This is a genomic window from Pseudoalteromonas rubra (genome assembly GCF_000967655.1).
GTDB classification, from domain to species: domain Bacteria; phylum Pseudomonadota; class Gammaproteobacteria; order Enterobacterales; family Alteromonadaceae; genus Pseudoalteromonas; species Pseudoalteromonas rubra_A.
This window is the reverse complement of record NZ_JXYA01000058.1, coordinates 23,824-46,711: the sequence shown is the minus strand read 5'-3', so window position 1 is coordinate 46,711 and position 22,888 is coordinate 23,824. Positions and strand designations below refer to the sequence as shown.

The following is a 22,888-nucleotide window of genomic DNA, read 5'->3' as shown; positions in this document are numbered from 1 at the left end:
ATCTTTTTATGACATATTTGTGACATGGAGACGAATGAGGTTGCTGAATTGCCCAAGAGGTAGGTAGTGCAATGAAGTATTTTTTAGCAATCGTGCTCGTATTGAGCTTGTATTCAACCAAGCAGGCCGTGGCGGATCACCAGCAAATTTTGGTCGCCATCGACCACGCCCCTCCTTATAGCGCCCTCGATGAAAAGGGCAATGCCAAAGGCCTGATCCTCGATATTCTCAACTACATTAAACACCACAGTGATGAAGACATCGCTGTCAAAGCCGTGCCCTGTCCATTTTCTCGTTGTATTCGCATGCTGGCGCAGGGTGAGGTGGATGTGATGGGGGGACTGGTCAGAACGGCGGACCGTGAGCGCCAGATGGCGTTTGTAACACCCCCTTATATGGCGCTGTCTTCCTCTTATGTGTTTTATGGTCATCAGCACAGCGGCGTAACTGTAAACCGTTACGAGGACCTGATTGGAAAACGGATCGCCATCATGCGTGGCGCTGCATTTTTCCCTCGCTTTGACCAGGACACACGGCTGGACAAGGTTGAAGTGCCCTCAGAGCGGGTGGCCGTCGACCTGGTTTTGAAAGGGCGGGTCGATCTGGTGATTGCTGTGGAGGACACCGCCGATCTGGCCATGAATGTGTTGGCTCAGCCTGCGCATCAGCTGAGGAAGATGGACTATCGCCATACTCAGGTGATTTACGGCCATATGGCGATGAGCCGTACGTTTGCACAAAGCCATGTGGGGCAGGCATTCAGCGAGCACATGCGCAAGATGGCAAAAAACAAAGTACTTGATAAGCTGGTGGCGCCCTATCAACTCCCGGCTATCCCGCCCCAACTGCTGTCAGAAGAGGCGGGCAGCACACAAACCCGCACCTTTTAAGGCTGGCTGGTTTTTGCCTGAGTGAAGCCGTAGCTGAAGGTGAGCACTAGCTGCGCTATCTCATCATAAGCCTGAGCGCTGCTGTCATTGCCTGAATCCCCATTGGTCAGCAAAACAAAACCGCGTTGCTGACGTAAGTCACCATAAATCTGGGTGAGCACGCCCGGATCATCACCGCTGTGATAGATTTTATCGCCATCAACACCCCAGAAAAAGCCTCGCTCTACCGAGATACTCGGGATAGTTGTTTGCGGGCTCAGCATTGCTGCCACCACACTGGCTTTGAGCCCTTGCGCACCGTTAAGCTTGCCCTGCTGCATGGTGGCAATCAGAAAATGCCCCAGGTCATGGGCGGTAGAAACGGCACTGCCTTCGCTGTAGGTGATGTTGCCGTAATCAGGCAAAGGGATCAGAGTGTGCGTTTGTGGATGGTGAATATAGCGCTGCACAACAGGTCCCTCTGGTTGGGTAATGGCCCATTCACTGCGATGCATTGCCAGTGGTGTAAAAACACTGTCCTGGGTTAATTGCGTGAGCGACTGCCCGCTTGCCTGCTCGGTGACATACCCTGCCAGTGCGGCACCGATATTGGTATACACCGCGGCTTCATTATTAACCAGGCCGAAGCGGCTGACAAAATGGCTGGGCTGATAGTTCGCGCCGGACTGTGACAGATAAGCCGCAAAGAAATGGCCTAACTCTGTGTTTGCTGGCTCGCCACAGGCAGTGCTCTGAGTAAGTCGGTTATACAAACTGCTGCCGTCGGCATGTACAAAGTAATTACAGCGGTACACCTGCTCTGTGTCCATGATACCGCTGGTGTGGGTGATCAACTGACGCAAGGTAATGGCCTGAGATAAGGGAGTCGGAAAATCGATGGTGAAATTCAGATAATCCATGACCGGCACATCGAGATCAACGAGTTGCCGCTCAGCCGCATCGGCAAGTGTAGCGCCCAACAGGGTTTTGCTCACAGACCCCAGATAGAAGCGGCTGTGTGCATCGACTGCCGTGCCCAATTCATCCGCGCGGCCAAAGCCTTGGTGATAGACCGACTGGCCATCGTGAATAATATTAACGGCCACGGCCGGAATGTTGCCCTGCTGCTGCAGCGCGCTCAGCCGGCGCTCAAACTCTTCCACAGTCAGCTGTGGTGTGGGGTCTTTACCGAGTAAAGTCAGAGCGTGATCGTAACTTTCAAAGCGACCACTTTCGAGAGCATGCATGGTAAATGCAGGCACGGCAATATCTGGCTGAATGCCACTGTGTTCATACAAAGTGCCGTGTGCATCCCGGTAGACTTCATTGGAGAGTGAAATTTCCCAGCCATTAGGTAAGGTGAAAAAACGCATGTCCGATAAGGCACCCGCGGTTTCTTCGCCGAGCAAAGTGACCTGCGGCAGGTGCATCATGGCCAGGGTAAAAACCTCACCTGCGCTGATGGTTAGCTGGCTGGTCAGCAAATACACGGGTCGGGTGTATGCCTCGGGGTGAGCCTGAAGAGACTGACTGAGCAACACCCCCTGGCCCGCCCGATTCAATGCTTGTTTGTTGAATGCCAGGCGCTTAGAGGTATTGAATCGGGAGGCGATGGCCAGAGCAATGGCATCATCGCCGCCAATGTTGTTGCGAATATCGAGGATTAAACCATCGGTACCGGCCAGTTCCGCGATGATGCTGTCTATCAGCGCTGTGGCTGCACTGAGGTGTTCGGTCTCGTCTGCATCCGGATCACTGCTGTACTGGGAGAAGTTATTGATCACCAGCACGCCAATGTTGTCCTCAGTCTTGCCCCACAGCAAGGTTTTCTCCTGCTGCTGAACTGGAAAGCTGCCGATGCTGTCACGGCTCAGGTATTGCTGAGCCACATTCAACGAGTCCAGCACCAGCTCAGAGAACACCTGTTCGTCGCTCAGCTGCATGTCGTAGCGCAGGTAATAGCTGGCGGTGCCCCGAGCCGCGCGCAAAATGGGGGCATCTTTCATCACAAAATACGGACGCCCCGGCGTTCTGGCGACCGACACATGGCCATCGGCAAGCGGCGCAATCATCTCGGTCAGTATTTCAAACAGCGCGTCATCGGGCATCTCATCGTGGATTTTGGCACGGTAATGGGCGTATTGTGCCTGCCAGTCCATGTCGCGCAGGGCAAAGAAAGCATAGTAATCGTTAAAGGCGTGCCAGAAGTATTCGAAAACCTGAGTTGGACTGGCTGTGGCATCGACGGATAACGGCGAGCGGCAAACATCCGGAAGCGTCGTCTTACGCTCATAAATGTGTGGGTAGACTTCACCTGCATAGGTCAGTTGCAGTTGCGCTTTGCTGCGTTGCTGCGCTTGGGTTATCTGCGGCTCAGTACTGTTCTGTGGCAGCCCAATTTGTGCAACTTTAATACAAGCGTGTGTATTAAATTCATAGCGTTGCACGCGCTGTGGTGTGATATCAAGCACTTCACCGTAAGCGGTTTTTTGCCACAGGCCGGGATGCTTTTGGACTGCGGTACGATGATCTGTGGTGTCGCCGCAGCCACCGAGCAGTGCACTGATAATGAGTCCCGAGGCGAGAAGAGAAAAGCCTTTAACCATAGTGATATCCCTTACTGAGTGAGCCAAATGTTTTACTGGTGTGTGCTCAGTTTAAGGTTCGGGGATTGCCTGCGCTGTTAGCGAGTTACGCCAAAGGGTCAGAAAATGTACCCGGCCGTTGACATTTTTAAACAGAGGGTAACGTGAACTCTGGCTACACTGCCTGATAAGTAAACTGATCCCGTGAGGTCGATATGATGCAACGAACTGCTGCCAAGTATTTCGCCATGAGCGAAGAAGTATGGGCACGCCATGCCAACCCCTGGAGTGTCTGGAGTCGCTATTCCTGTTTGCCTTTGCTGATTGCCTGCCTGTGGTGGCGTGACTGGCTGGGAATGGCTTTTTGGCCTGTGCTGGTGGTGTTGTTGCTCTGGGTTTGGCTCAACCCCAGATGCTTCAGTAAGCCCAGAGACACCCATAACTGGGCGTCACAAGCGGTGCTGGGCGAACAGATCCTGATCTATCAGTTGGAGCGGGTGCCACTGGTGCATTATCGGGTGATTAAAGTAATCACCACGGTACTGAGCGTGAGCACGCTGGTATGCGCTGCAGGCTTGTGGTTTCAAGAAGCCATCAGCACCAGTGTTGGCGCATTGGGTGTGATCCTGAGTAAAACCTGGTTTTTGGATCGCATGGTCTGGCTCTATCAGAGTGTGACTCCATCAAACACCGAGATGGCAGCGCGTCAGGCAAAAACCTGACACACTTCCTCCGCTTTACAGGTGATCACGCTAACATTCTGGTAGCCAATGCGGGTCAGCTGTTCAGCGGCAAATACCGCCCGGCCACCGGCGGCACAGTGCAAATAAAGCGGTCGGCTTGGGTCTTTTTCCAGATTGGGTAATTGAAACTCCAACACGCCGCGTGGAATATTCATCGCGCCGGGGGCCGCTTTTTCCTGATGTTCCTGAGGTTCACGCACGTCAATCAGCAGGCCCTGGTTGGTGGCGATTTCTGCTTTGGCTTGCTGCGCGCTGATACAACGCTGGTTAGGTCGGACGGTTTTTAAAATGTCCTGCGGGGATGTCAGCATAAATTAATTCTCCATTCCAAGTTTTTTGAGCAAGGTCATCATAGGACACCAGCCGGTGAAGGCGGATTGCATCAGGTTTAATGCGATAAATACACTGAACCACACCCAGCGCGGATCCATAAACCAGGTGAGTAAAAATGACAGTATCAGCATACTGCCGGCTACCAGCCGGATAGCGGCTTCAAGTCTCATAACAATTACCTCCTGTATTCAAGTATATTGCAAGATTGAATATTAGCAAGATCTAATATTAGTAATTTCTAATGTTCTATCCTATACTCCCTGCGTAACCAATGTTGGGGGGAAGTATGGATTTACACGCAATGGCCGACAGTGCCGCACAAGCAGAGGCATTACTGAAGATGTTGGCAAACCGCAATCGGTTGATGATTTTATGTAGTCTACAAAGCACGGAGCTCAGTGTCGGAGAGTTAAATGCTCAGGTGCCGCTGGCTCAGTCTGCGTTATCTCAGCATCTGGCTGCTATGAGAAAAGCCGGGCTGGTTGCGTCGCGACGTGAAGGGGCAACGGTGTACTACCGCATTGCCGATGACAAAGTGCTGGTGATCCTGCAACAGCTCTATCAGCTGTTCTGTGCCGACCAGGAGGGATCATGAGCGGGTCCGGGGGATTCACTGAGCGAGTCATTGGCCAAAGCCTGACGGGCCGTTTACCGGCGCTATTGTTCTTCTTTTCCATGGTCCTGGGCGTGCTGGCCTTGCTATTCACGCCACGAGAGGAAGAGCCGCAGATTGTGGTGCCCATGCTCGATATTCATGTCACCGTGCCCAACATTGCTGCGCCGGAAGTGGTGCGTCTGGTGACCACGCCGCTTGAGAAGCTGCTGTTGCAAATTCCGGGGGTAGAGCATGTGTATTCAACCACCCACAGTGGCCGCGCGGTGGTCACCTTGCGGTTTCAGGTTGGTGAGAGCCGCGAGCAGGCTATCCTGAATACCTATACCAAACTCTATGCCAATGAACATCAGATGGCTGCGGTGGTCAGTGACTGGCAGATCCGGCCGGTGGAAGTCGACGATGTGCCCATTGTGATGCTGGGCTTATACAGCGAAAATCCAGCCTTATACGATGATTATGACTTAACCCGCTTTGCCCAGGAAATTTCAACGCAATTACAGCGCCTGCCCGACACCAGTGAAGTCAACGTGGTCGCCGGGCGGCAGCGCCAGCTGAACGTATGGCTGGATGCAACCGCGCTGGCGGCACATCAGAGCACGCCGCTGGATGTATTACAGGCCATTCAAAACAGCAATCAGTTGCTACAGGTAGGCAAGCGCAGTGCGGGCAGCAAACAGATTGTACTGGAGTCGGGTGATGTGCTGCGCACCAGTGCGGCGTTACGCGACTTAGTGATCACTGTGGTGAACGGGCGCGCTGTTAAACTCAGGGATGTTGCGCGCATTGCCGAGGGGCCGGGTGAGCCGGAGCATTATCAATGGCTGGCGCTCAGCGACCAGCAACAAGGCCTGCCACTGGTCACCATCAGTGTGGCTAAGCAAAAAGGCAGTAATGCCGTCGCGGTGGCCGAACAAGTGCATCAGCTGATGAGCCGCCTGCAAATGCAGTTATTACCGCCGGAAGTGACTGTACGGGTATTGCGGGATTACGGTCAGACCGCCGATGAAAAGGTTAACGACCTGATGGCCAGTCTGGCGTTTGCGGTGCTGACCGTGGTGATCTTTGTGGGGGTTTTCCTTGGCTGGCGACCGGCCATCGTGGTGGGCTTGGCCATTCCTGTGTGCTATGGGATCACGCTGGCACTGGACTGGGCGTTTGGTTATACCATTAACCGGGTCACTCTATTTGCCCTGATCCTGTCGCTGGGTTTGCTGGTGGATGACCCCATTACCGGGATAGATAACATCAGCCGTATGCTGGTGCCCGGCAAGCCCCGTCGCCAGCAGATTGTCGCCGCTATGCTGGAGATCCGTACCGCTTTATTAATGTCAACGCTGACGATTATGATGGCGTTTTTGCCGCTGGCGTATATCACCGGTATGATGGGGCCATACATGGCACCCATGGCGTTTAATGTGCCCGTCAGTGTGATGATCTCAACCGTCGTGGCCTTTTTTATCACTCCCTGGCTGGCCAGTCGCTTACTGCGCACTCAACCGTCTGCAGCATCAACGCAGGATAACGCCTGGTATGGGGCTCTGCTCACCCCGTTGTTGCGCTCGCCATGGCGTGCCAAAGGGCTGTTATGGGCAGTGCTGGTGTTGTTTGTGCTCAGCGCCAGCTTACCTGTGCTGCGGGCGGTGCCGCTCAAGTTGTTGCCCTACGACAATAAAAACGAAGTTCAGATACTGATCGACTTACCCGAGGGAAGCACGCTGGAAGCCACCGCGCGCCTGACCCGCACCGTGCAGCAACAGGTTTGGCAATTCAGTGAGGTCAGCGCCATTGCAGCCTATGTGGGTCAGTCATCGAGCATGGATTTTAACGGTATGGTGCGCGGTTATTATCGTCGCCACAGTGATAATCTGGCCGAGCTGCGGGTGTTATTGCTGGATAAACGCGAGCGGGCACACCAGTCTCATGCTGTGGTGCTGCGACTGCGCCAGGCTCTGTCTGAGTTCAATCGAGACGGCGTGGTGATTAAAGTGGTTGAGGTCCCGCCGGGGCCGCCGGTGTTAAGTACGCTGACGGCGGAAGTTTATGCGGAGCCCTTTATTTCTGCCGACACCCACCATGATGCGGCGCTCAGGCTGGCGGCACGCTTGCGTCAGGAGGCCCATGTGGTCGAAGTCGACACGTCTTTGTCGGCGCCGGTTACCTTGCAGCGTTTTGTCACCGATAAACACAAAGCGGCGTTGTCCGGGGTAAGCAGTGTGGAAATTAACCAAACCCTGGCCATGGCCAGCGGGGGGATGCAAGCCGGATTGCTGTATCAGCCAAGAGAAGCGCAGCCCGTGCCTATTACCTTGCAACTCGCTTATGCAGATCGCCAGCGATGGGCGGATCTGCTCGCCACCCAGATCCGTGGCAGCAGTGATGTCACGCAGCAGCAGGACAATTTTGGCCTCAGCCGGGCAGCCCGTCCTATGGTCGCCCTGTCTGAGTTAGGAGAGGTACACACGCTGACGGTTGAGCCGGCGATTTATCGTAAAGATCTGGCACCTGTGGTGTACGTCTTTGCTGAATTAAATGGCCGTACCCCGGCTGAGGTGATTGCCGATGTGGTGGCCGATGAGCAACCAGCCGGCGCAGTTATAACGGATGAAATACAGGCAAGTCCCTGGCAGCAGCGTACTTTTCTCAGTAGCGGTGGCGGCGTGCCCTGGCAGCTCCCCGAGGGAACCGAGTATCGCTTCAGCGGCGAAGGGGAGTGGCGGATCACCGTCAGGGTATTTCGGGATATGGGGATTGCGTTTGCCTTTGCGCTGGCGGCGATTTTCGTGATCCTGCGTTGGCAAACCGCATCCAGTGCCTTGGCGCTGATCATCATGTCTGCTATCCCCCTGACTATGATAGGCATTATGCCGGGCTTTTGGGCACTGAATCAGTTTGGTGAGCGCACCATTGCAGGGGCGCCAGAGCCGGTGTTGTTCACCGCTACGGCCATGATAGGCATGATCGCACTGGCCGGGATTGTGGTCAGAAACTCACTCATTCTGGTGGAATTTATTACTCAGGCCAGACAGGCCGGTATGCCACTGCAGGCGGCCCTGATCCGTGCCGGGAGCGTGCGTATGCGGCCGGTGCTGCTGACCGCTGGCACCACTTTACTGGGCAATCTGGTGATCATTCTCGACCCGGTGTTCAGTGGCCTGGCGCTGGCAATCATGTTTGGCATTATCGCTTCAACCCTGTTTTCTTTATTGGTTGTGCCTGTCGTTTATTACCTGGTGTTCAAAACACCCGACGACGCGGCTATAGCCGACCCCAATTCTGTTGCTCCGGAGACTCGTTATGTTTGATATTCGATTTTTGCGCCCCGTGCTGGCGATTGCCTTGTTACTGGTGGCGGTGGGCTGGATGGCCGGGATGTTTAACAGCAAAGTGTCGCCCGGGGATAAGCCACAAAGCACTATACCAAAGCTGAACTTGCACGAAGTTGAGCAGCGGCTGGTCAAAGACGTAGAACAGATCCCGGGCAGTGTGATTGCCAAACACAACACGGTAGTTGCCAGCCGGGTGCTGGCACAGCTGAAAACCCTGGCGGTGCGCTCTGGCGATCCGATCCAGGCCGGTCAGTTAATTGCCACGCTGGATGATGCCGACTTGCGCGCACAGCTGGAGGCGGTGAAAGCCGAGCAGCAGGCTAATCTGGCACAGCTGACTCAGGCAAAAAAACAGCTCGCGCGTGCACAGGCGCTGCAGCAAAAAGGCCTGGTTGCCCATAATCAGGTGGATGAATGGCAGACTCAGGTGAATGAACTGACCGCCAGAGAAGCGGCCCTGGCCCAACAATATGCTGGTGCTGAAGTGGCCTTAAGTTATACCCAGGTGCGGGCGCCCATCTCCGGCACTTTGGTCGCGCGTTTGCAAGAGCCGGGTGCCATGCTCAATCCCGGCACGCCGCTGGTCTCTATTTATAATCCGGCGCAGTTGCAGGTTGAGGTCTCGGTGCGTGAGCGCTTGCTCAGCGAGCTGACAATCGGGGCGCGTCATCAGGTAAGTATACCAGCGGCCGAGGCGACGCAATATGCCACCATCAGCGAACTGGTTCCGGTGGCCGATCGCGGCGCACGCAGCTTTACGGTGAAACTGGATATGCAGTGGGCGCAGGGCGTGATCCCCGGTATGTACGCCATCTTAAAGTTGCCCGGCAGCGAGCGCCCGGCGGTGCTGATCCCCACGGCTTTAGTGCAATATTATGGCCAGCTTAGTAAAGTGGCGGTGCTGGATAACGGCCAGGTACAAAGCCGCTTTATTCGCCTTGGCAGGGAATATGGCGATCAGGTTGAGGTGATCAGTGGTTTGCAAGTCGGTGAGCTGTTGGTTGCAGGCTCACCGATAAGCGTGACTGCCGCTACAGAAAAGTCGCGATCTCCTCAAGCGGCTTTTTAACCAACGCGTGTTCTGGCACGGTGGCATCCTCGGCCGGATAACCGGCGATCAACAGCATATAAGGGCGTTCGTTTTCCTTATCGCGTTGGCAGATCTCCATCAGGAAGCTCATAGGTTTCGGCGTGTGGGTCAACGTGGCCAGCCCGGCATGGTGCAAAGCCTGGATTAGAAAGCCGGTAGCAATACCAACGGATTCATGGACATAATAGTTGGTATGCTTGTCCTCGCTGTGAATACCGCCTTTTTTCTGGCTAAAGATGGCAATCAGCCAGGGCGCATGTTCCAGATAAGGTTTGTCGGCATCGGTGCCCAGCGGTTTTAAGGCATCGAGCCACTCTTCACCGGCACGACCTTCATAAAAGGCCTGTTCCTGTTGCTCTGCGGCAGCGCGGATCTGTTGTTTCACGTCCTGGCTGTGGATGGCCACAAAATGCCAGGGCTGGTGATTGGCCCCACTGGGGGCAGAGCCTGCCGTTTTAATACAGGCTTCAATGATTTCTTTGGGTACCGGCCGATCACTAAAGCTGCGGATGGTGTGACGGCGTTTTGCTTCATCCAAAAACTCGGTGGCCCGGCTTAACATTTCTTCCTGTGGATACTCAACAAAATCGTTGAGGGGCACGTTCGCATGTTGTTTCATGATTTACCTTTGTCTTTCTTGTTTATATTTTGTTATATCCTGACTGCAGAACCCTTGCAACTGGCGCGCATATCGGCTGTAGTGACAATGTAAAGCAAACGCAGAGGCTGCGGCAATTTAACTTTACCTTTGTCCGCTAGAGCAAAAAGGCGATTGTTATTCATATTGGTTATATCCAACATCAGGGCTCCGGGCTCTGAGTTAATACGCTGATCCGTTATACTGCTCACCCATTTCTGAACGGAGATCTTTATGTATCAGCATCTATGGGAATCGGGCGACGCCGTTGCTCTGGGGGTCGGTAAGGCCGTGTGTGTGGGTCGCAACTATGTGGCACATGCCAAAGAGTTAAACAATCCGATACCGGACAGCCCGCTGCTTTTTATTAAACCAGCTTCGGCATTTTGCGATTTTCAGTCGCCACTGGCGCTTAATACCGCACTGGGCGAGCACCATTATGAAGCTGAACTGGTGCTGCTGGTGGGGGAAACCATAGACAGCAATACCCGCGCGCCGCTGCAACACATTTGCGGTATTGCAACCGGGCTGGATCTGACACTCAGAGACTTACAAACCAAACTGAAGCAACAAGGGCATCCCTGGGAATGTGCGAAAGCGTTTGATCAAAGCTGTGCGCTGACTCCTTTCACACCCGTTCAGGGCCTGGATGAACACACAGAGTTGCACTATCGATTCTGGCAAAATGACGTCCTTAAACAGCACGGCGACAGCAGCCTGATGATTTTTTCGCTGGCCACTTTGCTGAGCGAGATCAGCCGTTATTTCACCCTGCATCCGGGCGACATCGTTATGACGGGGACCCCGCAGGGCGTTGGTGCACTCAATGAGGGCGACACCCTGACGCTACAGCTCCAGGATGCCCCCCGTTATACTACAAGCGTGACCGTCAGGCGCTGACGTCTGCCGGCGCCGTCTCGGTCGTGGTTTCTTTGTCTTCTGGCTGCTCTGGCTGGTTGAGCGATGGGCTGAGTAACAGCACTATGCCCAGCAGCGACAGGGCACCAAGCAGCAACCAGCTGACCGGCAGAGAGACCAGGTTGAGTAAAGCGCCTGTCAGCGCGGCACCCAGCATCCCACCCATTCGGGTAGTCAAGGATCCAAGGGATTCTATGGTGGCCCGCACACTGTTGTCGCACAGCTGGTGCTGCAACTGTAACTGTGCAGGCTGAGTCAGGCCAAAGCACAGGAAGAACAGCAGTAACGCAGCTACAAACCAGTTCAGGCCCGGGGCCAGCGCCATCGCCACTAAGGCAACCAGCTTAAGCAAGTGGGCAACGGCCATGGCTTGTCCCAGCTTTTGATTGAGCAGTGTACACAGCTTCGCGCTGAGGACTGCCGCCACCCCGTTGAGGGCAAAGGTCGCCGCCATCACCGCCGGGAATAACCAGGCCACCGCATCCATGTCCACCTGCTCCAGCTGGTGCACAAAGATAGGCCAGAACTTTTCTATACTGGCGCTGACCGGAATGACTATCACCAATGCAATCAGCAGCTTCGCCAGCGCGGGTTGACGCACTGTTTTGATGGTGGCGCCAACATGATGATTCAGTGCTTGTTTAAAGCTGTGCTCAGAAGGGGTCTTCAATTCTTTTACCCAATGAAATGTCAGCGGCAGCAGCAAAACAAACCCGATACTGGAAACGATAAAGATCAGCTGATACATCTGCAAAGTCGAAAGCCCCAACTGATTGCCAAAGGCCAGAAACAAAGCAGAGAGCACCGCAGAAGACGCGCCAATGCCATAGGCCAGTCCGTAGGCTGATGCAAACCCCTGATTCAGGGTTTGCTCGCCCTCGGCTTCTTTAAAGCGCTCCACAAACCAGGCGTTGAGCGTGCCGCTCAGGGTGGCCTGATTCAGTCCCCAGCAGCTGACCGCGATCAGCAAAGTGATAAAATCAGTGGCTACCAGCAGCAACAAGTTGGTCAGCAGGGCAAAGATCAGCGAGCAGCAAAACAACCGGCGGCGACCGAAATGGTCGGCAAGGGCCCCGCTTGGCACTTCACTGACAATGATCACGGCGCTCATGATCACCATGGCAATGGCAATCTGGCTGACCACAAACCCCTGGGCAAGCAGGTATGGGGTCAGAATAGGCAGTAGCAGCATGGCCGCAAACATGGTCAGGCCAAGGTGTATGCCGTAGCGCTTACACAGTTGTTGTTTGTTCATGCGCGTCGCTCCTGCACAAGGTGGGGATGGGCCGAGGCCAAAACCTGATTGATGCGCGTGGCAATGCAATGCAGGTCCTGTTCATCGGTCATAATTTCATCATGGGCGCTGTGCAGGCGGATGTACTCGGCCTGCGGCAGCAATGATGCAAAGCCGTTGTCGGGCAGTGCAAAGGTCGCCTTATACACAGTAGGTACATCAAACACCGGCTCGAACAGCCCCAGCACCTGGGTGGGCATGGCGTCATCATTCACCCTGTCGGCTGTAAAAAAGCTCACCGAATAAGGGTAAGGATCGGCGGTGTGGAAGTGACGCACAAAGTCGACAAAGGCGCGTCCTACCGGCCAGGTTTCCAGGTCTGGATCGCTGTCCTGAACACATTGCTCTGCCTCGGCCAGCTGGGTTGCGCTCAGTTGCGGAATGATGGGGTCAATCAGGAAGCTATGCGCCACTTCATGGCCCAGAGATTCCAGGTGCCTGGCCACTTCCAGACTCAGAGCTGCGCCTTCACAGAAGCCACCCAGATAGTAAGGTCCTTCGCTTTGGTGCGCGATGATCCGCTCGGCATAATACCGTATCAGGCTCAGCTGGTTGAGGTGACGACCGGTGAAGATTTTCACATTCTCCAGCGCGTGCACTGCGAAGTGCTCATTTAATCTGGCAATCAATGGATTAAAGCTGTCGGCACTGGCGGCGGCCGGGAACAAGTGGAGCACCGCGGCATCGGATACTGTGGCCGGACGGATCAAGCCGGGTTCAAAGTGTGGCAGCTGCAATACGGCCTGCAGTGCTTCATCATCATTCATACCGTTAAACAGATCGCGGTTTTGTTGATCCAGCAGCTGGGCCTGGGCACGTATGGTGTTGTGCTCTATCACCAGTTTGGGGGTCAGCTGCCAGCCTTCTTTACTGGCCGCGCTGCAAAAGTGCAGCAGCCGGATGGAGTCGGCACCATAGTGCATCACAGGCTGATTAACACACATGCTGTCTAAGCCCAGCAGGGATTGCCAAAGGAGCAGCAGTTTCTTCTCTGTCGCCGTATCGGGCGCAATCACTGTGTCTGCAACTTGCTGTGGCGCCGGCAGGCGACGCTTATCCAGCTTGCCATTGGCGGTCAGTGGCAGTTGCTCAATGGCACTGAGGGTATGCGGCTGCATATAGCCCGGCAGACGCTGGTTTAGTGTGTCCCGGATCACAGTAAGCTGCGCTGCGGTATCCTGCTGCTGGGCAAGCACCACATAGGCATCGAGCTGACTGTGGCCCTGATGCTGGCGTACCACCACGGCGCAGTTACTGATCTGAGGCAGCACATTAAGTTGCTGCTCGATTTCGCCCAGCTCCACGCGGTGGCCACGGATCTTGACCTGCTCATCATTGCGGCCCAGGTAGGCCAGCGTGCCGTCTGCTTGCCAGTACACCAGATCGCCACTGCGATAGTAACGCTGGGCCTTATCAAACAGGCTCAGGGTGACAAACTTTTCTTCACTCAGAGCCTCGCGGTTGAGATAGCCCTGAGCCAGACCGGCTCCGGTGATGTATAGCTCGCCGGGGCAGCCAGGCGGCAGCAGCTGGCCTTGTTGACCCAGTACCAGCGCAGCGCGTCCGGCGATGGGCGCACCAATCGGGATCTGAGCATGTGCTTCGCTGAGCTCATAGCAGGTCGTAAAGGTGGTGCACTCGGTCGGGCCATAGCCGTTGATAAAGTGTGCCGGAGCATAAGCGGAGCTGAGCAGCTGATTGACCAGCTCACAGGTCAGGGCTTCACCGCCCACCAGAAGATGTTCCAGCGAGGCAAACAGCGTGGGGTCTTGCTGATACAGCGTGTCGAATAATGCCCGGGTCAGCCACAGTGTAGTGATGCCTTGCTCATTCAGCAGCGCCTTAAACTCGGCCACCTGACTCAGTAGGTCGTTATAGCCACAGTAGAGGCTTGCACCATTAAGCAGCGGCATCCATACCTCAAAGGTGGTGGCATCAAACGCCGGGTTTGCCAGTTGCATAAAGCGCGACTGAGGCGTAACGCTAATATAAGTGTTATCCAGGGTTAAAGAAGTACAGCCATAGTGACTGACCATCACGCCTTTGGGCTGCCCCGTGGTGCCCGAGGTATAAATGATATTCGCCAGGCTGTGTGGCGTGATTTCACTGTGCACCGGTTGTGCGCTGAGTGAGGTATTGCCAATGATGTCGTCGACATTCAGTAACGGCAGCTGGGCTGCGTCGGCCAACAGCTCTGCCTCTTCAACCTGCGTGCCCTGGGTGAGCAGCAGTTCGGCCTGGCTGTCTTCCAGCTGATAGGCGCGCCGTGGCAACGGGTCCTTACAGGGCAAGGTGGTGTAAGCAGCCCCGGCCTTGAGCGTGGCCAGCATGGCGATGACCAAAGCGGCGTCACCCGGCATATGCAGGGCGACGACCCGAGCCTGGGGTGCAAAGGCCTGGATCTGCGCAGCCAGACGATTGGCTTCCTGATCCAGCTGCTGATAGGTCCACTGTCGTTCAGCCGTGACCAGCGCAGGGCGCTGCGCAAAGCGCGATGCCATGTCAGCAAAGCGCTCGGTGATGGTGTGCGGTGCCGGAAAAGCCTGTGACAGGCCGCTCAGCTGCTGTTGCTCCGCGAGGTCGGCTTCACTGAGAAGCGGCAGGTTAAACAGTGGCGTCTGCTGGGTTGTCTGGCTGTCTGCGTAAGCCGCTAATATCCGGGTATATAAGGTGGCGATACGCTGGGCATGTGCCTCACTGTACAGCGCGCTGGCATAGTTGAGGTTCACTTGCGCCTGTCCGGGAGCCAACTCCAGGTGCATGGTCAGGTCAAACTTAGCGGTCACATCGGCATCTGTTGTTGTGTGGTGTTGTTGCCACAGCGTGTGCGCACTGCCTTGCTGAAACTGACTGGAGGTGAACATGGTCTGGAATATCGGGTGGCGGCTGGTGTCCATGGTCACCGCCAGCGCCGATTTGATTTCTTCAAAAGGCAGGTCCTGATGGGCTTTGGCTTCATTGACCTGACCCTGCACCAGCGCCAGCCAGTCGCTCACACACAGGGTCAGCTCAGCCTGTAATCGGATCGGCAGTGAATTGACAAAATAGCCAAGGATCTGCTGACAGGCCTGGTTGGGACGGTTATCGCTGGGCAGACCGATGATCAGGTCCTGCTGGCCACTGTATAAACACAAAGTGTGAAACCAGGCCGCCAGACCGAGCGTGTTGGTGCTGATCTTGTGGCGTTTTGCCAGTGCCTGGAGTTGCCCGTCACTGCCCTCAGGCAGAGTCAGTGTGATATTTTTCCCGCTGTGGTCAAAGACTTTGGGTCTGGCGTTGGCACAGGGCAGATGCAGGGCGCTGTGGCTGTCCAGTTGTGTTTGCCAATAGTCTTTCAGCGTGGCAATGCGCTGTGCACTGAGGCGCTGTGCCTGCCAGTGTGCGTAGTCATTAAACTGCAAGGTGTCTGCCAGCGGCGTTTGCTGGTAACTGGCTTGCAGCTGCGCTAAAAAGACCCCCAGCGACCAGCCATCAAAGGCAATGTGGTGCCACACCAGATAAAGGTACTGGTGCGACTGCGTGCTTATCCAGGTGGCACGAAACGGGCGCGCTTCATGCAGTGCAAAAGGCTGGGTAAACAGCTGCTGACATGTTTGCGCCAGTTCTGCTTCATCGCAATGCAGTTGCGTCAGCACAAAGGGTGTTGTGCAACGTTGCTGTTGCATCTCACCTTGTGCGTTACTGGTAAAGCAGGTGTCCAGCGCACTGTGCCGCTGACACAAGCGCTGCAACGCCTGCTCCATTTTAGCCATGTCGCACTCAGCACTGAGCTTGAGCAGACAGGGAATGTGATAAGTATGGGTCTGATCGCTGACCTGCTGAGAAAACAGCATTTGTGTCTGGCCCAGTGTCAGCGGTGCGGCATCACTTTCGCTGGCAAAAATCTGAGTTTGTTCAAAGCACAGGCGGCTGTTGATGTGATGACGCTGCAAATAATCCAGCAGCTGGGTTTTATGTGCCCGGATCGTTGCCACTATGTCTGACTGGCTAACATCGCTCTGGCTGGCAAGCTTCAGCTTGCCCTGATCATGCCAGACACTGATCTGCTGGGCTTTTAGGGTATACATTAACTGGTGCATGGAGAACCTCATTATAATTCCATTTCAAATTCGGCGTCGGGGATGGCTTGTTCCGCCAGCAGCCGATCAACGGCGGCGGCAAACTCGGCCAGCACCGGATGAGTCAGTAAGGTGGCCAGTTCAATATTGACCACAAAGGCTTTTTCACACTCGGCGATTAGCCGCGCAGCCTGTACGGACGAACCGCCCAGCTCGAAAAAGTCATGATTGATATTCAGCTCAGACACGCCCAGCAGGCGCTGGCAAAGTTCGAGCACGGTTTGTTCGGTTTGCGTTTGCGGGGCGCGCTGCTCAACCTTAAGCTGATCCAGCTCGGGCTGCGGCAACTGCTTAAGATCCAGCTTGCCGTTTAAGGTCAGCGGGAAATGAGACACAAACAGCAGGTGTTTTGGTCGCATATAAGGTGGCAGCTGGGCGTTCAGCCAGTTGAGCAGGGCACGAGAATGCGAGTCTGCTACAGGGGAGGTGGCGCTTTGGTTTAACACACAGTAGGCGATAAGCTGCTGCGCATGCCCCTGAACCTGACAGACCACGGCCTGGCCGACGTCCGGGTGGGTCAATAATTTTGCCTCAATCTCACCCGGCTCAATGCGGTAGCCATTGATCTCCAGCTGCTGATCGGTCCGAGCCACAAACTGCAGGGTGTCCGCATCAACCCGGCGCACTAAATCGCCGGTGCGGTAGACCTGCTCATGCAATTGTTGCGCACCATGGTGCATTGTCAGGGTGATAAAATGGGCCGCCGTTTTGTCGGCATTTTGCCAGTATCCCAGCCCGGTACTGCAGCCTGCGCTGTGTAGTTCACCACAGCCGCCCGGTGGCACAGGTCGCTGATATTTATCCAGCACATACAGACGGGTATTACGAATGGCGCGCCCTATGGTGATTGGCTGCTGGGGCGTAACCTCGGCCTGAGTCACACACACGCTGGTTTCACTCAGTCCATATTCGTTGTAGAAGGTGTTTGCCAGGCGCTGATGCACCGGATTGAGCGGCGCGCCACCGACAAACAACACATCCAGCTGGCACTCGGCCAGCAGATCCGCAAACTGATTGACCAGCACGGTGGGCACAAAGGCCACATCTACGTGCTGGCGACGCAAGAACTCACACAGCCTGGGTACATCGCGACGTATGGGCTCAGGAATGATCTCCAGTCGCGCACCCGCAGCCAGCGCCGGGAAAATCTCGATGATGGAGGCATCGAAGACATATTCGGCATACTGGCTGGCAACCACCTGACGTGACTGACCAATTAAGCGGTGGCTGTGCATCATGTGTGCTGAGAGGTTGATAAGGCCGCGGTGGCTGAGCATGGCCCCTTTGGGGGTGCCTGTGGTGCCGGAGGTATAGATCAGATAGGCGAGGCGGTCTGGGCTGTGGTTAAAGTTAATATCATTATGCTCGGTCTGTGTCTCTGGCCAGTCTCGCCAGTGATACAGCAAGGTGGGCACTGTTGACCAGCTTAACGCATCATCACTGAGCAGCAGTTCGCACTGCGCCTGTTGCAACAGAGTTTCACGGCGTGCCTGCGGGTGGTTGGGCGACAGCGCAACGAAGGCGGCACCGGCTTTGAGCGTGGCCAGCATGGCGATGATCATGTCACAGCCTTTGTGAAAGTGCAGTGCGACGCGGGCGGGCTCAGCTCCCGGCGTGCCAAGATGCTGATGCAGTGTGGCAGCCAGCTGTGATGACAAGCTATCCAGTTCGCCATAGCTGAGTTGCTGATCTTCAAACGACAAGGCAATATTGTGCGGCGCACGCTCGCAGGCCTGTGCGAAACAGGCTAACCAGTTTGTGTGTGGATCATTACTTTGCTGTGCCTGGTGTGTCACCAGGGTTTGAAATTGCGCGTGGCTGAGCAGCGGGCAGTCGCGTACCGGCTGCTCCGGGGCCGCCATCAAATTGTTTAGTAGCACCTGATAAAATGCCAGAAACTGCTCACAGCGTGTTGCATCATAGCGGGTTGTGGCGTAGGTAAACTGGCCTTGCAGCTGGTCACCATCGTCCTTAAACACCATATTCCACTCAAATTTGGCCGGCGTATAGGCGTAATCTTGCGGGTTCTCCGGGATCACCTCAAAACCGTTAAATGCCTGAGTCAGCGGGTTAAACTGATCCAGTGTGAAAAACAGCTGAAACAGCGGCGACAGGCCACTTTGGCGCTCAATGTTGAGCGCATCTGCCAGCACATCCACAGAGGTGCCCTGATGGCTTTTTGCATCGTGAACCTGAGTCTGCACTTGTTTCATTAAAGCCGTAAAACTGAGTGTGCTGTCCAGGCGCAACGGCAGTGCCAGGGTATTGACAAAATATCCCATCAGCTCGTGACTGTCCGGATGGGCGCGGTTGTCGCTCGGTGTGCCAATGACAATGTCGTCCCGATCGGCCCAGAAACAGGCGGCGAGCTGAAAGCTGCTAAGCAGGGTTGCATAAAGGCTGACTCCCTGTTGCTGTGCCAGCGCACGCAACGAGCGGGTCAGTGCATCAGGCAGGGTAAAGCTCAGCGCCTTGCCCTGGGGATCATAACTGGCGCTGCGGCTAAAGTCGCTCTCCCATGGGGTCAAGTCAATACCAGCAAACGCCTGTTGCCAGTAATCCAGCTCTGCCTGCTCGTCCAGGGTGCTGCGCCAGTGGGCATAGTCCCGGTAAGTCAGTGTGGACGGGGTAAGTACCTGCCCGGCCATTTGCTGATCCAGTTCACGAATAAAGCGCTCGACCGACCAGCCGTCAAAGGCCACATGGTGAAACACCAGTAACAACCTGTAGCTGGGCAGCGGGCCTACACGCAATTGCGCCACTCGCACCGGCGCTGACGTGTCTAATGTAAATGGCGCATTGACAAATTCCTGCAAGGCACTGTCATTATGGCTCTGTAACGCCAACACCTGACAGGGTACCGGGTAGCGCGTCTGACTGATAAACCAGTGTCCCTGCTCATCCTGATCGTAGCCCTGCTGTAATATCTGATGGCGGCTGATCACTTGCTGCACCCCTTCCATCAGCGCCTGCTGCTGTGCCAGCGACCCGCAGCTCAGCATCAGGGGGATATGATAGGCCCCCGCAGTGGTGGCAAGGCGTTCACTCAGTAACATCGCTTGCTGCTGCGGAGTGACTGCCACAGGTTGAGTAGGATCGGCGAGCACGGGAATGGGTTCGATGCGGTGCTGGGTATCCAGATTAGCCAGAATAGCGGCCGGTGTCTTGTGGCTCAGCAACGCTTTGAGCGTGACAGGCAGCGCCAGAGTACGCTGCATTTTAGCCACCAGGGTCATGGCGCTTAGCGAGTTTCCGCCCAGCGCAAAAAAGCTGTCCTGCATGCCTACTTGCTCAACCCCGAGGTGTTCGGCCCACAGGGCGCAGAGATCTTTTTCCAGCGCGCTTTGCGGGGCGACATAGGTCGTGCTGACGCTGATATCCAGCGGTGCAAGTGCGCGGGCGTCAACCTTGCCGGAAGGCAGTAAAGGCAAACTCGCGCTGCATTGCAGTGCTGCCGGATGCATGTAATCTGGCAGTCGTTCGTTCAGCCAGGGCAGCAACTCATCGAGTGTTAGCATGCTGGTGGTGCCGAGGTAAGCAACCAGCGCAGGCCCCTGTGCCAGGGTTTGCACTTTCACACAGGCCTGTTCAATATCCGGGTGCTTAAGCAGCACCACTTCGATTTCATTGAGCTCAATGCGATAGCCACGAAGTTTAACCTGCGCATCATTGCGGCCCATAAATTCCAGGTTACCGCAGGGCAGCCGACGGGCCATATCGCCGGTGCGATAGGCGCGCCCGCGTGCTGTGGTAATAAAACGTGCTTCAGTTTGCTCTGGCAGATTGAGATAGCCACGGGCAACACTGTGGCCTGAGATCAGGATCTCACCGGGGCAACCGACCGGCAGAGAAGCGAGTGCGTCATCGACTATGTCGATGGTGACATGGCGCAAAGGTTGACCAATGGCCTTAAGGTTTTGCTGCTGAGCAAACTGCCTGTGCACTGTGGCCGTGACCGTAGCTTCGGTAGGGCCATATTCACTGAACAGGCGCTGTTGCCAGGTATCGACCAGGCTTTGGCTACAGGATTCACCACCGAATACCACCCGCCGAATGGCGCTGGCTTTGCCGCAGTGTCCAATCGCTTGTAAATGCGATGGCGAGGCCACCAGGTGGGTGACGGCCCTGTCGAGAATTTCCTCTCGCATAGCCAGCGGGTCGTTGCAGCTGCGCTCGCAGGGAATGACCAGGCAGGCACCATTGAGTAAAGTCATAAACAGCGGCTCGACTGAGGCATCAAAAAAATAGGGCGTTAACCAGTAGGTCCGCTCGTCGCTGGCAAATTGATAGACCTCGCTGGTGCTGCGTACCAGCGCATCAACATGACCATGCTCGACCATCACGCCCTTAGGCTGGCCGGTACTGCCCGAGGTATAAATAACGTAGGCAAGTTGCCCGGCATCGCCCTGCGCTAAGTCATATTCCGCAGGATCTGACAGCAAGGCCTCGGTTGTGAGTACCGGGGTGGCATCGGACTGGGCCAGTTGTTGCGCCTGTGCCGCCAGCTGAGATTGGGTCAGCAGTAGTGCCGCCCCCGAATCATTAAGGATAAACTGGTTACGGCTGCTGGCCTGAGTCGGGCTTAGTGGCACATAAGCCGCGCCTGCAGCTAAGGTGGCCAGAATCGCGGTGACCATCTGTGGTCCACGAACAAACATCAAAGCGACCTTAGGGTCGTCATGCTGTGCTATCTGTGCGCGTATATGGCTTGCAAGCGTTTTCACTTCCCGGGCCAGGGTGCGATAACTTATCTCCTGCTCCTGGTAGATCAGGGCACTGGCCTGAGGGGTTTGCTTGGCCTGGGCAACAAAGCGTGCATAGAGGTTGTCATAGGCAGGTTTGTCTTGTGTCTGCGGTTCGCTCAGACACTGACCCGGCGGCACATACGTGTGCGATTGCAGCGGCTGGTGGGGCGCGGCAACACTGCACTCAAGCAGGTGGATAAAGGTCTGACGAAATGCCTCAATATAAGCCTGGCTGAAGCGGTTTGGGTTGTAATCAATCTGACCTGAGATAGTCGCTTCACTGTCATCCAGTGCCAGCAACAGGTCTACTTTAATGGGCTGATACAGCTCATCATCACTGAGCAATGGGCTGACTGAAAAGGGCAGTGACAACGCCGGGTCCAGCTGGCTGGCCAGTTTTTGTACACTGAACATGATCTGCAGTGCGCTTTGCTCACGGTCGCCCTGTGTAAAGTATTGAACCACCTCATCAAATGGCAGATCCTGATGGCGTTTGGCCTGATGCAGGGTGTCTTTCACCTGAGTGACCAGTTGCGCAAAGCTGGCTTGTTTATCAAGCTTTGCCCGTAATGCCAGGGTATTGACAAAAAAGCCCATAATGTCCTGGGTTTGCGGGTGATCCCGGTTGTCTGATGGCACTCCCAGCAGGATATCGTTCTGATTGGAAAAGAGCATCAGCGTATAATAGTAGGCACTGAGCAGGACACTGAATGGCGTGGCACTGAGGGAGCTTGCCAGCTGACGAAGCTGGGTGCTCAGTGTGTCGGGCAGAGTAAAATACAGATTACTGCCACGGGTGAGCGGCTCATTTAAAGGCGCGTCCAGCGTTTTGGGTAGCCGGGTTGGCAGCGCATCTTTTAATTGTGTCTGCCAGTAATCATGCGCCTGTTGCTGATCCAGTGTCAGGTGCCAGCTTGCGTAGTCACAGTAGGACAAAGGCAATGGCTGTTGCTGCGCCCATGAAGGGTCGGCCATCAGCTGACTGAGCTCTTTGAAAAACAACTGCATAGACCAGCCGTCAAAGGCAATGTGATGCCATAAAAACAGCGTGTAAGTGCTCGAGGCACAGTGATAATGCACCACTCGCAGCGGCGCATCCTGGCTTAAATCAAACGGTGTCAGCACTTGCGTTTGAACTAGCGCTTTCAGTTGCTCAGGATCGTTGCACCGTGTTTTTACGGAGGTCAGTGCGCGACTGCGGGGCTGACAAAAGAGCTGATCGTCGTGCTCCACAATCTGGCTGTTTAAGATCGGGTGGCGCACCGTCAGTGCCTGAATGGCCTTGTCCAGTTTGGCAATCGTGTCCGCTTGCTGGTGCTCGACCAGCATCGGGATATGATAGGCACAGCGCTGTGGCTGTAAGCGGTCGACAAACAACAGTCGTGCCTGAGCATTAGACAATAAAGAAAGCTGCAACACAGACCAGTTTAAAAAGGCCTGCTCTGAGTGTATCTGATGCTCTTCAAGCAAAGCCAGCAAGGCAGGCTTGTTGGCTTTTAGCTCGGCAATCAATTCGGCTGCGACGGTTTCCTCATATCCCAGTGCCAGCGAATTGTTGTCACCCAGCCAGACCCGCAGGCCTTGTGTGTGTAGTTTTTGAACAAAAGATAACAT

13 protein-coding genes are annotated in these 22,888 nt (G+C 55.3%); 6 read left to right on the top strand and 7 right to left on the bottom strand.

All coding sequences use genetic code 11. The features are described 5' to 3' along the window. The first annotated feature begins 71 nt into the window (after positions 1 to 71). A complete protein-coding gene (locus TW77_RS21040; RefSeq protein WP_052713295.1) occupies positions 72 to 890 on the top strand; it encodes a substrate-binding periplasmic protein in 819 nt (272 codons plus the stop codon). On the opposite strand, the gene TW77_RS21035 is transcribed toward TW77_RS21040, so the two are convergent. After that, positions 887 to 3,475 (bottom strand): serine hydrolase, encoded by a 2,589-nt coding sequence (locus TW77_RS21035; protein ID WP_046006924.1) that lies wholly within the window; start codon positions 3,473 to 3,475, stop codon positions 887 to 889. The two genes, TW77_RS21040 and TW77_RS21035, sit on opposite strands and share 4 nt — an antisense overlap. Positions 3,476 to 3,669: 194 nt before the next feature. Here TW77_RS21035 and TW77_RS21030 point away from each other — a divergent pair, with 194 nt between their 5' ends. Beyond that, positions 3,670 to 4,176, top strand: coding sequence for a DUF6653 family protein (locus TW77_RS21030; protein WP_046006923.1), 507 nt, complete (start codon positions 3,670 to 3,672; stop codon positions 4,174 to 4,176). On the opposite strand, the gene TW77_RS21025 is transcribed toward TW77_RS21030, so the two are convergent. Then, the gene (locus tag TW77_RS21025; protein ID WP_046006922.1) at positions 4,161 to 4,508 is read right to left on the bottom strand and encodes a rhodanese-like domain-containing protein; all 348 of its coding nucleotides are present in this window, start codon (positions 4,506 to 4,508) and stop codon (positions 4,161 to 4,163) included. The genes TW77_RS21030 and TW77_RS21025 overlap by 16 nt on opposite strands. 3 nt (positions 4,509 to 4,511) lie before the next feature. Next, positions 4,512 to 4,700: a YgaP family membrane protein gene (locus tag TW77_RS21020; RefSeq protein ID WP_046006921.1), complete on the bottom strand. Its 189-nt coding sequence runs from the start codon at positions 4,698 to 4,700 to the stop codon at positions 4,512 to 4,514. Between the two features lie 116 nt (positions 4,701 to 4,816). Between TW77_RS21020 and TW77_RS21015 the strand changes: the two genes are divergently transcribed. From TW77_RS21015 to TW77_RS21005, 3 genes are read left to right on the top strand one after another with little or no spacing between them, the layout of a single operon-like run. Then, a complete protein-coding gene (locus TW77_RS21015; RefSeq protein ID WP_046006920.1) occupies positions 4,817 to 5,125 on the top strand; it encodes an ArsR/SmtB family transcription factor in 309 nt (102 codons plus the stop codon). Beyond that, positions 5,122 to 8,448 carry an efflux RND transporter permease subunit gene (locus TW77_RS21010; protein ID WP_046006919.1) on the top strand — a complete coding sequence of 1,109 codons (3,327 nt, stop codon included), beginning with the start codon at positions 5,122 to 5,124 and terminating at the stop codon, positions 8,446 to 8,448. Before TW77_RS21015 ends, TW77_RS21010 begins: the two co-directional genes overlap by 4 nt. Beyond that, the gene (locus TW77_RS21005) at positions 8,441 to 9,541 is read left to right on the top strand and encodes an efflux RND transporter periplasmic adaptor subunit (protein ID WP_046006918.1); all 1,101 of its coding nucleotides are present in this window, start codon (positions 8,441 to 8,443) and stop codon (positions 9,539 to 9,541) included. The genes TW77_RS21010 and TW77_RS21005 overlap by 8 nt, the downstream gene beginning before the upstream one ends. Here TW77_RS21005 and TW77_RS21000 read toward each other — a convergent pair. Further along, entirely contained in the window at positions 9,504 to 10,181 is a 678-nt protein-coding gene (locus TW77_RS21000; RefSeq protein ID WP_046006917.1) for a nitroreductase family protein, read from the bottom strand. The two genes, TW77_RS21005 and TW77_RS21000, sit on opposite strands and share 38 nt — an antisense overlap. 252 nt (positions 10,182 to 10,433) lie before the next feature. Between TW77_RS21000 and TW77_RS20995 the strand changes: the two genes are divergently transcribed. Beyond that, positions 10,434 to 11,099 (top strand): fumarylacetoacetate hydrolase family protein, encoded by a 666-nt coding sequence (locus TW77_RS20995; RefSeq protein ID WP_046006916.1) that lies wholly within the window; start codon positions 10,434 to 10,436, stop codon positions 11,097 to 11,099. On the opposite strand, the gene TW77_RS20990 is transcribed toward TW77_RS20995, so the two are convergent. The 3 genes from TW77_RS20990 to TW77_RS20980 are packed head-to-tail and all read right to left on the bottom strand — an operon-like array spanning position 11,089 to position 22,888. Then, entirely contained in the window at positions 11,089 to 12,372 is a 1,284-nt protein-coding gene (locus tag TW77_RS20990) for an MFS transporter (protein WP_046006915.1), read from the bottom strand. The two genes, TW77_RS20995 and TW77_RS20990, sit on opposite strands and share 11 nt — an antisense overlap. After that, positions 12,369 to 16,490 (bottom strand): non-ribosomal peptide synthetase, encoded by a 4,122-nt coding sequence (locus TW77_RS20985; protein ID WP_046006914.1) that lies wholly within the window; start codon positions 16,488 to 16,490, stop codon positions 12,369 to 12,371. The genes TW77_RS20990 and TW77_RS20985 overlap by 4 nt, the downstream gene beginning before the upstream one ends. Positions 16,491 to 16,501: 11 nt before the next feature. Continuing rightward, positions 16,502 to 22,888, bottom strand: a complete 6,387-nt coding sequence (locus tag TW77_RS20980; protein WP_046006913.1) for a non-ribosomal peptide synthetase — start codon at positions 22,886 to 22,888, stop codon at positions 16,502 to 16,504.